Annotated in this window: 12 protein-coding genes; 2 read left to right on the top strand and 10 right to left on the bottom strand. The window is 64.2% G+C overall.

Going from position 1 to position 12,885, the window contains the following annotated elements; all coding sequences use genetic code 11:
* Window positions 1–96: 96 nt before the first annotated feature.
* The 5 genes from KF759_RS11790 to KF759_RS11770 all read right to left on the bottom strand — a co-directional run bounded on the left by KF759_RS11790 (window position 97) and on the right by KF759_RS11770 (window position 6,037).
* Complete coding sequence (locus tag KF759_RS11790; RefSeq protein WP_291225737.1) at window positions 97–603, bottom strand: HEPN domain-containing protein; 507 nt, start codon at window positions 601–603, stop codon at window positions 97–99.
* Between the two features lie 4 nt (window positions 604–607).
* Window positions 608–1,687, bottom strand: a complete 1,080-nt coding sequence (locus KF759_RS11785) for a DUF262 domain-containing protein (RefSeq protein ID WP_291225735.1) — start codon at window positions 1,685–1,687, stop codon at window positions 608–610.
* Between the two features lie 595 nt (window positions 1,688–2,282).
* Window positions 2,283–4,577, bottom strand: a complete 2,295-nt coding sequence (locus tag KF759_RS11780; RefSeq protein ID WP_291225733.1) for a transferrin receptor-like dimerization domain-containing protein — start codon at window positions 4,575–4,577, stop codon at window positions 2,283–2,285.
* A gap of 108 nt (window positions 4,578–4,685) precedes the next feature.
* A complete protein-coding gene (locus KF759_RS11775; protein ID WP_291225731.1) occupies window positions 4,686–5,594 on the bottom strand; it encodes a cation diffusion facilitator family transporter in 909 nt (302 codons plus the stop codon).
* A 68-nt stretch (window positions 5,595–5,662) separates the two neighbouring features.
* Entirely contained in the window at window positions 5,663–6,037 is a 375-nt protein-coding gene (locus tag KF759_RS11770; protein ID WP_291225729.1) for an MmcQ/YjbR family DNA-binding protein, read from the bottom strand.
* A 109-nt stretch (window positions 6,038–6,146) separates the two neighbouring features.
* Between KF759_RS11770 and KF759_RS11765 the strand changes: the two genes are divergently transcribed.
* Together KF759_RS11765 and KF759_RS11760 are read left to right on the top strand one after the other, a co-directional pair.
* Window positions 6,147–6,707, top strand: coding sequence for a GNAT family N-acetyltransferase (locus tag KF759_RS11765; RefSeq protein ID WP_291225727.1), 561 nt, complete (start codon window positions 6,147–6,149; stop codon window positions 6,705–6,707).
* A gap of 149 nt (window positions 6,708–6,856) precedes the next feature.
* The gene (locus KF759_RS11760; protein ID WP_291225725.1) at window positions 6,857–7,270 is read left to right on the top strand and encodes an MAPEG family protein; all 414 of its coding nucleotides are present in this window, start codon (window positions 6,857–6,859) and stop codon (window positions 7,268–7,270) included.
* A gap of 372 nt (window positions 7,271–7,642) precedes the next feature.
* On the opposite strand, the gene fabB is transcribed toward KF759_RS11760, so the two are convergent.
* The 5 genes from fabB to KF759_RS11735 form a co-directional block, all read right to left on the bottom strand.
* Window positions 7,643–8,851 (bottom strand): beta-ketoacyl-ACP synthase I, encoded by a 1,209-nt coding sequence (fabB, locus tag KF759_RS11755; RefSeq protein ID WP_291225723.1) that lies wholly within the window; start codon window positions 8,849–8,851, stop codon window positions 7,643–7,645.
* Window positions 8,851–9,366, bottom strand: coding sequence for a 3-hydroxyacyl-[acyl-carrier-protein] dehydratase FabA (fabA, locus tag KF759_RS11750; protein ID WP_291225721.1), 516 nt, complete (start codon window positions 9,364–9,366; stop codon window positions 8,851–8,853). The genes fabB and fabA overlap by 1 nt, the downstream gene beginning before the upstream one ends.
* A 77-nt stretch (window positions 9,367–9,443) precedes the next feature.
* On the bottom strand, window positions 9,444–10,910 hold the full coding sequence (locus tag KF759_RS11745; RefSeq protein ID WP_291225719.1) for an FAD-binding protein: 1,467 nt from the start codon (window positions 10,908–10,910) through the stop codon (window positions 9,444–9,446).
* A complete protein-coding gene (gene nadA / locus KF759_RS11740) occupies window positions 10,907–11,932 on the bottom strand; it encodes a quinolinate synthase NadA (RefSeq protein ID WP_291225717.1) in 1,026 nt (341 codons plus the stop codon). Before nadA ends, KF759_RS11745 begins: the two co-directional genes overlap by 4 nt.
* A 49-nt stretch (window positions 11,933–11,981) precedes the next feature.
* On the bottom strand, window positions 11,982–12,845 hold the full coding sequence (locus KF759_RS11735; RefSeq protein ID WP_291225715.1) for an SCP2 sterol-binding domain-containing protein: 864 nt from the start codon (window positions 12,843–12,845) through the stop codon (window positions 11,982–11,984).
* Window positions 12,846–12,885 lie beyond the last annotated feature (40 nt).

The following is a 12,885-nucleotide window of genomic DNA, read 5'->3' as shown; positions in this document are numbered from 1 at the left end:
GAACAAGACACCGCGACGTCACTCGCGCCGGATCACTGCGCGGTGAGGTTGACGGGGGAGTCCATACATGAATTGTTAGATGTGACTCTCATGTGGCTAGCGAGTCATCGATTTTGCAAGTGACGCAATAACTTGTTTACCGTCCTGGTAAGACTTCACCGTTTCATCAAATGTCGACAATGATTGAGTTGCAGCTTGATGTGAAAAATCATTGCGCCATACAATAAGATTAGAGTAAGAGCTAACGATGTCTCTTCCTGTTGCTCTAAGGTAGAGAGATGATTCGAGGTCAAGATTCTTCTTGAATCGATCTTTGTACTTTTGCCCGAAGAATTTTACGTACTCGTCTTTTATGACTTGAAGTTTGATTCTTCCGTTGATCCTGTAAAAAAACGACTCTGTGAAGCTTCCAAGAACTTTGTGCTTCTGATTGGCAAAGTCACAAAAAATTTGCTTTATTGCCATCTCGTACACTGTCACAGCCGCAACGGCCATGAAGCCGGCGTACTTGGCCTTCAGCAAAGGGTCGGCAAGGGTTGGAACAACAGTCTGTAGGTGCGCGGCGATATGATCGGCGTGCTGAAAGTTATTGAGATAGCTCATACGGCTAGAATCCGAAGTGGTGCCGTACCAATTCGATTCTCTTCAGCACACCGGCTTTATCGGTTGTGTTGATTCTGGTGTGATAGTCGAACTCATCATCATCAAGGAGCTTGTTGTAAGCGCTGTCAAGCTTCTTGCCTGAGAGCCGGTGCGCGTTCTCGCACAGCACCGCCATAACCGAGTCCAGAGCCGCCACATTCAGTGGGCCGCGTAAGTGAAATGGCCTATCCCCGAGCTGTTTGACAATTGCCTCTGTGACGATGGGGAAGGCTTCCTTGTACTTCTTAACCAAGGTCGATTTTCCCGTGTCGTGAGCCTTCATTGTTTGGTTGAGGTACTCCTTAAGTGGCTTTTCGTACTTTTCGCTTGAATTGAACAGCGAAAAAACACGGAGTACTAGCTCAACGTCTTTAAGGTGTTTGTCCTTGACAGGCTTTGCAAGAATTTTTCGCCAGTGCTTGTCATTGTTTAGATCTTTGAGAATGGTGGTGAAGCCACCGCGGAATACACAGTTGCGTATTTCTTGTGGCTTCAAGGGAGTGCCGCCGGTATTGAGACGCTCAAAGATGTGGTAGGCGCTTGTGCTTTCCCCGACGGGTGAAAGTTGTCGGATGTTGATCGCTCGCAATACGGATTGCTTCAGCTTTCTTTGATCGCTCTCACTCAGATCAGAGAATTTCTTATTGGCGTAGCGGCTACCTTCCTTAAGGCCAGTCAAGCGGAAGGTTTGGCGCTTCCCCTGATTCTCGTGGCCAAAATATCCTTCTAGGAAGAAGACGACAGAGAGAATTCTTTGTTGGCCGTCAATCACAAGGTTCAGATTGTCTTCGTCTACATAGAAGAAGACGGGTGGTACCGGAAGGCCGCTTAAAAAAGAATCAATCAGGAGAGAGGATTGACTGATAGACCAAACGAACTCGCGCTGATAGTCGGGGATAGATATGTCCCCGTCTTTCCACATTTGAGCAATGATCGAAAGTGTGAAATCCGATGGATAGGTGGCTATGTCATAGGCAACTGAGATCGCTTCATCAGTTTCCTCCGGCTCAACTTGCAGTTCTTGATCTTCTATTTCAGTAGCCATTGAACTCTCCAAGTCACATCTAACTACAAGTAGACCCCGAAAACGGGGCGTAGCAAGGATCGTGCAGCAGCGTGAGCGGGAGGTCAAGGCGCTTTCTTGCTCGAAATCAATGCGTTGTGGCAACTGTCACGTTCCGGAAAATCTGAACGCAACCGTGTTATCCGACGAAGATGGGTGCGTAATGGAATACGCCTGCGGCTGCAGGGGCGTAACGGCTGGCGAGTCGAGGTGCAGCCGGGGCGCGTGATCGGCGAAGTTCGCTGGACCATGCGTGGCGATCGGTAGCGCTTGTGCATGCGTGGCCCGGGCAGGTCTTCAGCGGATCGTTCAGCATCGGAACGAAGTGGACGCAGTGATCATCCGCCTGCATTTCCGCCATCGGTCGATCAGGATGGGGCGAGGCTTTACGCAGGACTCCGCCACACGCGACGCTGGCGAGGCTTGGGGCGGCGAGCAGATCGAGGGCGAGCGCAATGAACCTGGTCGATACGACTCCGGGCCGTCTCGGCCCGAGGCGGTTCGAGCAGGCCACGGCTGCCTGGCAAGTCGCCCGACAAGCAGGCGCAGGACCAGGGGCCGCGCACGCAACGGGCGATCACTTGCGCAGCGCGGCGCGCGCCTGGTCGATGCGCTGGGCATAGGCATCGAGCACCTTCGCGGTGGCGATGATGCAGCGATCGGCCTGGTTCCACTGGCGTTCCTCGATCGCTTCGCGCACGCACGGCAGGGTCTTCACGCCGTAGCCGGTGTACAGGCCCGGCGCATAGACCAGATGCTGGTACCACGGGCGGCCCGGCAGGCCTTTGCTGTCGAGCAGGGTTCTTTCGAGCCCGCGCAGCAATTCGTTCAATTGCGCGCGCTTCTTGATGTCCAGCTTCGCCGGGTCAAGCGCGGCCAATGCATGATCGTAGGCGCGCGCGCTGTCCTTGAGCTGCACCAATGCGTTTTCGAGCGGCGCGAAGGCGAGGAAGGGCACCGCATCCTCGCGTGGCGGCGCGATCGAGGTTTCCTTCGGATCGGCCGCGAGCTTGAACGCATCTTCATCGAGCAACTTGCCCAACGCCACGCTGTGCGCGCGTTCGTCGTCGGCGAGCTTGCGCACTTCGCCGACGTACTGATCGACGGTGTCGGCAAAATCGCCCACGCGCATCGGCAGCACCGGCGCATCGGCAGCGCGCAGCACGATGCGACCTGCGGTCTGCGCGAGAGCGATGCCGTAGGCAAAGCCCGGGTCGCCGAAGCGCTCATAGTGATCGAAGGTGTCGTAGGCCGAGTGGTAGACGCCATCCTGCTGGTCCTCACCGCCATAGCCGATGTCGAGCGCGGCAACGCCGATGTGCTGCAGGAAGGTGCTGAAATCCGAGCCCGAGCCGAGTCCCTCGATGGGCAGGTCGGCATCGCTGGCGGCGAGCTTGGCGAGCTTTTTCGCCTGCGCGCTGGCGCCCCTGGCGAACCCTTCGACCTGCAGACGGGCACGCACGCGCTGCTGCACGCTCACGCCGGTTTGCGGATCCGTGACGTCGTTGGCGACCTGATTGACGAAGTGCTGCAGCGCATGGCTGCCGCCGGCGTGGAAAAAACCACGCGCATTGCCGTCGGTGTTGAGATAGAACACCGCATGCTTGCGCAGTTCATCGGCATGCGTCTCGGCCCATTCGGTGGAACCGAGCAGCCCGGGTTCCTCGCCATCCCAACTGGCGAACACGATCGTGCGGGCGGGCTTCCAGCCTTGCTTGAGCAAACCGCCGATCGCCTTGGCCTCATCCATCATTGCCACGTGACCGGCGAGCGGATCATCGGCGCCGAACACCCAACCGTCGCGGTGGTTGCCGCGCACGATCCACTGCTCGGGCGCCCGCGCGCCGGCAACGCGCGCGATCACGTTGTGCAGGGTCCTGGTTTGCCAGTTCGATTCGACCTTCAGATGCACCTTGGCCGGCCCCGGCCCGAGGTGATAGGTGATCGGCAGCGCGCCGCGCCAGCTCGCAGGCGCGAGCGCGCCATCGAGCGCAGCCAGCAGCGGCTGCGCATCGGCGTATGAAATCGGCAGCACCGGAATCTTGAGGACGGTTTTCGCATCCTTGAGTGCAAGCCGCTTGGCCTTGGCGGTGGAACCGACGCCGGGCGTGAGCGGATCGCCGGGATGGATCACCATGTCCATCACCGAACCGCGCTGCACGCCGTCGGCAGGACGCCAGCCGCCCTTGGGATAGACATCACCTTCGAAATAGCCGTCCTCGTGCGGATCGGAATAGATCAGGCAACCCACCGCGCCATGCTGCCAGGCGAGCTTGGGCTTGAGGCCGCGCCAACCGTGGCCGTAGCGCGCGATCACGATCTTGCCCTTGACGTCGACACCGTGGCGCGCGAGCTCCTTGTAGTCGTCGGGCATGCCGTAATTGACGTAGACGAGCTCGGCGGTGACATCGCCATCGGCACCGTAGATGTTGTACGGCGGCAGCATCTCGTGCGCCTGCGCGAATGCGGCATCGCCCGCGATCGGCGGCTCGTTCAGGCGCGCCTTGAACGACGTCGGCGCAACCAGTTCGACCGCGATCGACTTGGGCGTCGGATAGAGCACGTCGAAGGTCTCGATGCGCGCATCCCAGCCCCATTGCCTGAACTGTTCGAGCGTGGTCTGCGCATTGGCCAGATCCTGCGGCGAGCCGACGTGGGTCGGCGCAGCCGACATCGTGCGCAGCCACTCGCGCTGGTCAGCGGCCTTGAGCTGGGCATCGAAGCGCGCTTCGAGCGCTCGCTGCGCACTGCTGGCGGCGGCATCGAAGCCAAGCAAGGTCGGCGAAACAGCGGGCGCCGCCGCCGCACCGATGACGCAGGTGAGCGACAGCGTCGTGGTGATCGACAACAACGTGCGAAGCATGCAGCGCATGATGGCTTCCTCGGCGATCGTGACGACAAGCGTCCGAGCATACGCCCGCGCTGCGCACCTCGGCAGCATGACCAATGGCATGCCCGGCGCCTGCTTGAGTGAAATGCCTCAATCGGTGACGTCGGGCTCGAAGAACGACCAGCGGATCTGCGGGAACAGTGCGCGCATGTCGCGCTCGATGGCGTTGATCGCCTCGATCTGAGCCTGCGCGTCACTCACGCCACGCATCTGCGCCTTGATCGCCACCATCACGTCGGGCCCGAGCTGCAGGGTGAGCACGCTGAACACGCGCTCGATCTCCTTGCGTTCGCGCAGGAAGGCATCGAGCGCGGCGCGCATCTCCGGCTCGGCGCTCTGGCCCACCAGCAAGGCCTTGACCTCGACCGCGATGAACACCGCCACCAGCACCAGCAGGACGCCGATCGCAATCGTGCCGATCGCATCGAACACCGGATTGCCGGTGACCATCGTCAGCACCACGGCTATCAGCGCGAAAACCAGACCGAACAACGCGGCGAAATCCTCGCCGAAGATCACGATGAGTTCGCTCTGTCGGCTCTCGCGGAACCAGCGCCACAAGCTGCGCCCATTGCGCGCCTTGTTGACCTCGTGCAGGCAGCCCCACATCGACAGGCTCTCGGCGATGATGCCGAACGTGAGCACGCCGACCGCAACCCAGGCCCAGCGCAGCGGCTCGGGATGGCTGAGCTTGTGCAGGCCTTCCCAGATCGAGAATGCACCCCCCACCGAAAACAGCAGCAGCGCCACGAGAAACGACCAGAAATACACCGCCTTGCCCTCGCCCAGCGGATGCTCGGCCGAGGCGGGGCGCTTGGCTGCGCGCAGACCGAACAGCAGCAAGACCTGGTTGGCAGTGTCGGCGAGCGAATGCACCGCTTCGGCGAACATCGCGCCCGAACCGGTGAAGAACGCGGCAACCGCCTTGGCGATGAAAATCGCGAAGTTGGCGCCGAGCGCGTAGAAGATCGTCTTGACGGAATCGGCTTTGCCAGACATGCGGAGTGTTTGCTCGATGGAATCGGATGATGGATCGCCACGCACGGCGCGTGGCGGGCAAATCGGGATCAGGAGGCGTCGAGCGCATCCTGCGTCTTCTGCGGCAGGCTCGCGCGCACGAGTTCGTAGGAGCCGCGCACGAAGCCGGCCAGCTCGGCCTGCGAAAACCGTTCCGGTTCGGTCACGCTGATCCAGAACGGGTTGGCCGCGTACGGTGCCGGCGCCATCCCCGGCTGCTCGCGCAGTTCGACGAAGCTTTCGGGCTCGACACGAAACGACAGGCGACCGCGATCGGGACCGAGCGTGCTCAGCACCGCGAACATCTTGCCGGCAACGCTGTACACCAAATCGACCTCCCATTTGATCGACCGCGTCGCGCCCGGCCAGCGTGCGCACAAATCGTCGAGATCGACGTCGCGCAGGCCTGTCTGTTCATCCGCCATGCTTTTCCCCCATGCCGTCGCCACACGGCTTGAGCATGGATTATGCGTCAATGCCCCGCTGCTGCGAACCGTGGCATGCTTTGCCGTGCCGTTGCCACCGGGATCGTGCATGTCACACCCCGCTCCGATCCGTCCCCAGCCGCGACCCAGCCGAGGCCGTGCCTTCCGCGCCGCCAACGGCGAGGTGTTCCGACTGCGCGCAATCCACCCGGACGACGTGTCGGGCTTGCAACGCGCCTTTGCCCGACTCACGCCCGAGCAGGTGCGCCAGCGCACCTTCCACCGCATGCGCGAGCTCTCCACCGAGGCGGCGACCCGCCTGGTCCGCGTGGATCCCGCCCAAGGCGTCGCCTACGTCATCGTCGACGCGGCGGGAGAGATCCGCGGTGAGGCGCGCTTCCATCTCGACGCGGACCGGCCAAGCGCCGAGTTCGCGGTGATCACCGATCCCGCGCTTGCCGGACAAGGCCTGGGCCGCGCGCTGATGAAGCGTCTGGTCAGCGAGGCGCGCAAGCGCGGCCTGCACGAACTGTGGGGCACCGTGCTTGCGCAAAATGCGCAGATGTTGGACTTCTCGCGCCTGCTGGGCGCGAGCCGCGAGCTGGTCGCCGACGAGCCCGACGTGGTGCGCGTGCGCTTCGATCTGTCGCGCCGACTGCGGCGTTTGTAAGCGCGGCGAATGCCGCTTGGCCGTCCATTTGACGGATCCAATGGGCCAACGAGTCAGGCCCCCGTGCGCTGCGCGCAATCCACGATAGCGCGGCCGCAGGCCGCCCGGACCAAGCTATTCTGCCCAGGCTTCCCAAACCGGAGTCCGTCATGATCACGCCAAGCAGCCTCGCGCTCACAGGCTTCATCACTTGGGCATTGCTGCTACTCGTGCTCATGGAATTCATCCGGTCACAGCTCGTGTTGCGCCGCAAAGTTCCGGCGAACGGGTTCACACCAGACAACGCGAGCCTTTCGCCATTCATGCAACGCCTCGCCAGGGCCCACGCCAACTGCGTGGAGGGTCTTCCCATTTTCGGCGGCCTGTTGCTGGTCGCACTCGCCACTGGCCGTAGTTCGATTACGGACCCACTCGCCTATGTGTTCCTGGCGTGCCGCGTCTTTCAATCACTCGTGCATCTGGTGTCCTTGAGCGCAACGGCAGTCACGGTACGTTTCACGGCGTTCGCCGTGCAAATGGCAATCGGGGTGTATTGGGCCTTCTGCTTGCTGATGTCGGCGTGAAACCCGACTGCTCGGTGAAGCGGATCGCCGTCCCGCCACACGGGCCGCCGGCGGCCGAACTCAAGCCTTGGTTCGTTGATGGAAAACACCTGGCACGTTGCAACAGCAGCGCAAGCAGTTGCGGCAGCACGGTTCGCCCGCTGCGGATGAGGCATATCCGTTCAGTGCGGCGCTGACCAGCCCGAGTACGACCTGGTTGCCGTCGATGGCGACCGAATGCTCAAGGGTTCAGTCAAGGACGGCAAGGACGTTCCGCTTGGCCGCATGCGCCCATCGTTCGCGAGGGCGCGAGACGAGGCGGCCGCGGCCTGGAGCCACGCGCCGTCGAGAAGCATGACCGGGAACGGACCGCGTGCAGTCGCAGCGCGTGCTTCAGACGCGGGCAAACACCAAGGTGCCGTTGGTGCCGCCAAAGCCGAAGCTGTTCGACATGACCGTGTTCAGGCGTGCTTCGCGGCTGGCCAGCGCAATCGGAAAATCCTTCGCGCGCTCGTCGAGTGCCTCGATGTTGGCCGATCCGGCGATGAAGTCGTCGCTCATCATCAAGATGCTGTAGATCGCCTCGTGCACACTGGCGGCGCCGAGCGAATGACCGGTCAGCGCCTTGGTCGAGGACAGCGGCGGCACGGCGGCGCCGAAGGCTTCGCGCACGGCCTTGAGCTCGATGAGATCACCCAGCGGCGTGGCGGTGCCGTGGGTGTTGAGGTAGTCGATCGGGCCACGCACATCGCGCAGCGCCATCTGCATGCAGCGCACCGCGCCCTCGCCCGAGGGCGCGACCATGTCGCCGCCGTCGGAGGTGACGCCATAGCCGACGAGTTCGGCATGGATGTGTGCACCGCGCGCCTTGGCATGCTCGTACTCCTCGAGCACGAGGATGCCGCCGCCACCGGCGATCACGAAACCGTCGCGGCCAACGTCGTAGGGACGCGAGGCGGCCTGCGGGGTGGCGTTGTAGCCCGTGGACAAGGCGCCCATTGCATCGAACTGCGCGGTCATGCCCCAGTGCAGTTCCTCGCCGCCGCCGGCGAAGACGATGTCCTGCGCGCCGTGGCGAATGAGATCGGCGGCCGCGCCGATGCAATGCGCCGAAGTCGCGCAGGCCGCTGCGATCGAATAGCTCAGGCCGAGGATGCCGAACGCGGTGGCGAGCGTCGCCGACACCGTCGAGCACATCGTACGTGGCACCATGTACGGTCCGACCTTGCGCACGCCCTTCTCGCGCAAGAGGTCGCCGGTTTCGATCTGCCACTGCGCCGAACCACCGCCCGAGCCGGCGATCACGCCGATGCGCGGATGGCGGATGCGATCGAGCGCCAGGCCCGCGTCGGCGATCGCATCGCGCATCGCCACGTAGGCATAAGCCGCAGCGTCGCCCATGAAGCGCTTGAGCTTGCGGTCGATCTGGGCGACAAGGTCGATCTGCGGAACGCCGGCAATCTGGCTGCGCAGGCCACGTTCGGCATACTCGGGCACGGCATGCAGGCCGCTGATGCCCTCGCGCAGTGCGCGCGAGACACTGTCGGCCGCATTGCCCAGGCACGAGACGATACCAACCCCGGTGACCACGACGCGGCGCATCAGAATGCCTCCGTCGACTGGAACAGGCCCACCCGCAGGTCCTTGGCGGTGTAGATGAGGCGATCATCGACGAAGGTGCTGCCGTCGGCAACGATCATCTTGAGACGGCCGCGGATCACGCGGCTGACATTGATCTCGTAACGCACCAAGTGGGCACTGGGCAGCACCTGGCCGGTGAACTTGACCTCGCCCACGCCCAGCGCGCGGCCACGGCCCGGCTCACCCAGCCACGGCAGATAGAAACCCGCGAGTTGCCACATGGCATCGACGCCAAGGCAGCCCGGCATCACCGGGTCGCCCTCGAAATGGCAGCCGAAAAACCACAGGTCGGGGCGGATGTCGAGCTCGGCCTGGAGCAGGCCCTTGCCATGCGTCCCGCCGTTCTCATCGACATGGGTAATGCGGTCGAACATCAGCATCGGCGGCGCTGGCAGGCGCGCGTTGCCGGGGCCGAACATTTCCCCACGCGCGCAGGACAGGAGCTGCTCGAAACTGAGCGAAGACGGTCGGGACATTGAGTTCTTTGGCAGTTGGAAAGTGAGCAGCGGCCATGCCTTGCATGGCCTGGAACGAGCCGGCGCCGCGGCGGCAATCAGGACGCGATGGCCAACGGTTGCGACGGCGCTGACCGGTTTTCGACGCACCAATGAGCGCCCAGGCTACGCGGTCGACGCAAGGCCGCAGCAAGCATAGCGACGGCCAGCCGCGCCTGCCAGCCCTCGCCGACCTGGTTCTCGCAGATTTGCAAGGCGTCTTGCAGCCCTGCCGGCGAACGCAGCGGACCGGCGGCCTGCCAAAGCAAGCGACGCAGCTGTGCCAGTTGCACGGCGGGCAGGCCTGCGCCCAGCGCGCACCAAGTCGATTCGCCCTGTGCCGCCGGCAGCGCCACATCGGCCAGCAGCGTGCCCAGGCGCCACCCGCAGGCAACCCCTTCGAGCAGCGAATTGCTGGCCAATCGGTTGGCGCCATGCACGCCATTGCAGGCGACCTCGCCGACTGCGAACAGGCCGGGCAGCGAGCTGCGACCGTCGGCATCCACCGCGATGCCCCCCATGTGGAAGTGCGCCGCAGGCGTCACCGGAATCGGCTGCGTGCGCGGATCGATGCCGTGTTCGAGACAGGCCGCCAGCACGGTCGGAAACCGTGCCCGCCAGTCCGCTTCGATGCGCGTGGCATCGAGCAAAACGCGCCGTCCTTGCTGCTGGGCCTGCCACACCGTACGCGCGACCACGTCGCGCGGCGCGAGGTCGCCCAGCGGATGCACGCCATCGAGCAGGAAGCGCCCCGCCCCATCGACCAGCCGTGCACCGGCGCCGCGCAAGGCCTCGGTGATCAGCGGCAGGTTGACACGGCCGGGCAGGTCGAGCGCGGTCGGATGAAACTGCACGAACTCGAGGTCGCGCGCCTGCGCACCCGCTGTCAGCGCGAGCGCCAGACCGGCACCGTCGGCACCGGGCGGATTGCTGGTGCGTGCAAACAGCGCGCCCATGCCGCCGGTAGCCATCACCACGGCCTGCGCGTCGATCTCCTGCAGGCTGCCGTCGGCGTGGCGCACGCGCACGCCGCACGCCTGCCCGCCGCGCAGGCGCAGCGCATCGACTTCGACACCCGCTTGCCGGCGCACATGCCCACACTGCCGGGCTTGTGCGACCAAGGCGCGCACGATCGCGGCGCCGGTGGCATCGCCGCCCGCATGCACGATGCGCGCGGCATGATGGCCGCCTTCACGGCCAAGCTGACGACGGCCAGCGGCGTCACGGTCGAAGGCCACACCCAGCCGCTCCAGCTGTTCCACCCGCGCCGGTGCCTGCGCGCACAGCCAGCGCACCATTGCCACATCGTTGTGCTGCGCGCCGGCAGTGAGCGTGTCGGCGACATGCGCGTCAACGCTGTCGGCAGGATCCAGCGCGGCGGCGAATCCGCCCTGGGCAAGCCGGCTCGCGCTGCCCTCGCCTTCGCCCGGGCCGCGGCACACCAGCAGCACCGGTCTTGGCGCTGCAGCCAACGCGACACTGAGCCCGGCCACGCCCGAGCCGACGATGACGATCGGCTCGCTCACACGCGTTCGCCGCGACCAACCGCGAGCATGCGCGTGAGCGACAGGCGCGCGCGATCGGCGATGTCGGCCGGAATTTCGACCACGTGGCGCAGGTCGCGCAGGCTCGCGTAAATGTTCTGCAAGGTGATGCGCTGCATGTGCGGACACAGGTTGCAGGGCTTGATGAACTCGGTGGCCGGAAACTGCGCGCGCAGGTTGTCGGCCATCGAGCATTCGGTGATCAGCGCGACGCGCCTGGGCTGCTCGCGTGCGAGCCATTTGCCCATCGCGCTGGTGGAGCCGACGAAGTCGGCCTCGGCGAGCACTTCGGGCGGACATTCCGGATGCGCGACGAGCTTGGCATCGAAGCGTTCGCGCGCATGTCGTGCTTCGCCCGCGGTGAACTTCTCATGCACTTCGCAGCGCCCCTGCCAAAGCACGAGCTCGACGCCGGTCTGCTTGGCCACATGCGCGCCGAGAAACGCATCGGGAAGAAAAATCACCTTGTCCACACCCAGCGACTCGACAACCTGCACGGCGTTCGCCGAGGTGCAGCAGACATCGGTCTCGGCTTTCACCGCGGCCGAGGTATTGACATAGCTCACCACCGGCACGCCCGGGTACCTTGCGCGCAAGGCGCGCACGTCATCGGCGGTGATCGAGGCGGCCAGCGAGCAGCCGGCTTCGAGATCGGGAATCAGCACGGTCTTGTGCGGCGCGAGAATCTTGGCGCTCTCGGCCATGAAGTGGACGCCGCACAACACGATGATTTCGGCATCGCAATCGGCGGCCGCCTGCGCCAGCGCCAGCGAATCGCCGGTGACGTCAGCCACTCCGTGGAAGATTTCCGGCGACTGATAGCTGTGCGCCATGATCACTGCGCCGCGCTGCTGCTTGAGGCGGTTGATCGCTTCGATCCAGGGCAGATGCATCGGCCATTCCAGGCATGGCACCAGATGCTCGATGCGCGCACGCAGCGCCGCATATTCGTGTTCGAGTTCGTCGCGCCAGATCGGCACGGGCAAGTCAGCGGTGGTTGTCATCGACGTCTTCCAGGGGTGGACGCAGACTGCCGCGCGTGGCGGCAGGCTCTCAGGATTCGCGTCGGTGCGCCGCCCGCGCCGCCCGTGCGAATCGGGCACCACGGTTGAGCGCGATGCGCAAACCCAGCGGCACATTCTCCCACGGCAGGCGATCGAGCAGGTTGCGCGCGGTCAGACCGAGCTCGGTATCACCGGTCAGCATGAGCCGGCGCTGGAAGAACAAGGTGTCGGCGTCTTCGAGCCGGCTCGCGAGCAGGAGCAGATCGGTCATCGAGCCGCGCACGCTTGCCTCGGCGGCCGCATCGACCACGCGCAGCTCGCGCTCGTGCATTTCGACCACGAAGGAAAACTCGAGATCGGTTGCCTCGATACCCAGGCGCCGGCCCTGCATGAAATCGAGATCACCTGCGTGCAAGGATTCCTTGAGCACATGCGCCATCGCCGTTTCGAGCAGACGCGCGAGTGGGCGCCGCGGCAGCAGACGCAGCAGCGGTGCAAAACGCCGTGGCGGCGGCAGCAGTCGCAACAGGCGCGCGGCCGGCGCGGGTGTGACATCGACACGCGGATCCATGAGCGCGATTCTCCCAGCCGCCAACGCCTGGCCGCCTTGATGCGCGTCAACCGGATCGCCCTGTTGGCGCCTGGCATCATCGATCGCGACCACGAGCATGCCGTGCGCGGTCGCCGCCGGTACATCCAGCCGCGCCGCCAACGCCTGGGCGCGCGCGTGCACATAGCGTTCGCGCGCGAGATCGTGCGGTCCACGCCCGCCATGCTGTTTCACCGCCGCCACCATCCGCACCAGGCGGCGACGCGCCGCAAGCAGCGCAATCAAGCCGTCATCGACGCCATCGATCACGCCGCGCAGTCCGCCGAGCACGAGCCGCGCAAGATCGGGCGGCTTCATGCGCATGCGCGAACCCTGCACAAGGGCATCCGGAAGCTCGGAAAAC

The organism is Dokdonella sp. (assembly GCF_019634815.1).
Lineage (GTDB): Bacteria > Pseudomonadota > Gammaproteobacteria > Xanthomonadales > Rhodanobacteraceae > Dokdonella_A.
Note: the sequence above shows the minus strand (reverse complement) of the source record. Positions and strands in the feature narration are given on the sequence as shown.

Excerpts from the sequence above, each read along its gene's own strand:
- KF759_RS11790 (WP_291225737.1), bottom strand. The coding sequence starts at position 603 with ATGAGCTATCTCAATAACTTTCAGCACGCCGATCATATCGCCGCGCAC.
- KF759_RS11785 (WP_291225735.1), bottom strand. The coding sequence starts at position 1,687 with ATGGCTACTGAAATAGAAGATCAAGAACTGCAAGTTGAGCCGGAGGAA.
- KF759_RS11780 (WP_291225733.1), bottom strand. The coding sequence starts at position 4,577 with ATGCGCTGCATGCTTCGCACGTTGTTGTCGATCACCACGACGCTGTCG.
- KF759_RS11775 (WP_291225731.1), bottom strand. The coding sequence starts at position 5,594 with ATGTCTGGCAAAGCCGATTCCGTCAAGACGATCTTCTACGCGCTCGGC.
- KF759_RS11770 (WP_291225729.1), bottom strand. The coding sequence starts at position 6,037 with ATGGCGGATGAACAGACAGGCCTGCGCGACGTCGATCTCGACGATTTG.
- KF759_RS11765 (WP_291225727.1), top strand. The coding sequence starts at position 6,147 with ATGTCACACCCCGCTCCGATCCGTCCCCAGCCGCGACCCAGCCGAGGC.
- KF759_RS11760 (WP_291225725.1), top strand. The coding sequence starts at position 6,857 with ATGATCACGCCAAGCAGCCTCGCGCTCACAGGCTTCATCACTTGGGCA.
- fabB (WP_291225723.1), bottom strand. The coding sequence starts at position 8,851 with ATGCGCCGCGTCGTGGTCACCGGGGTTGGTATCGTCTCGTGCCTGGGC.
- fabA (WP_291225721.1), bottom strand. The coding sequence starts at position 9,366 with ATGTCCCGACCGTCTTCGCTCAGTTTCGAGCAGCTCCTGTCCTGCGCG.
- nadA (WP_291225717.1), bottom strand. The coding sequence starts at position 11,932 with ATGACAACCACCGCTGACTTGCCCGTGCCGATCTGGCGCGACGAACTC.
- KF759_RS11735 (WP_291225715.1), bottom strand. The coding sequence starts at position 12,845 with ATGCGCATGAAGCCGCCCGATCTTGCGCGGCTCGTGCTCGGCGGACTG.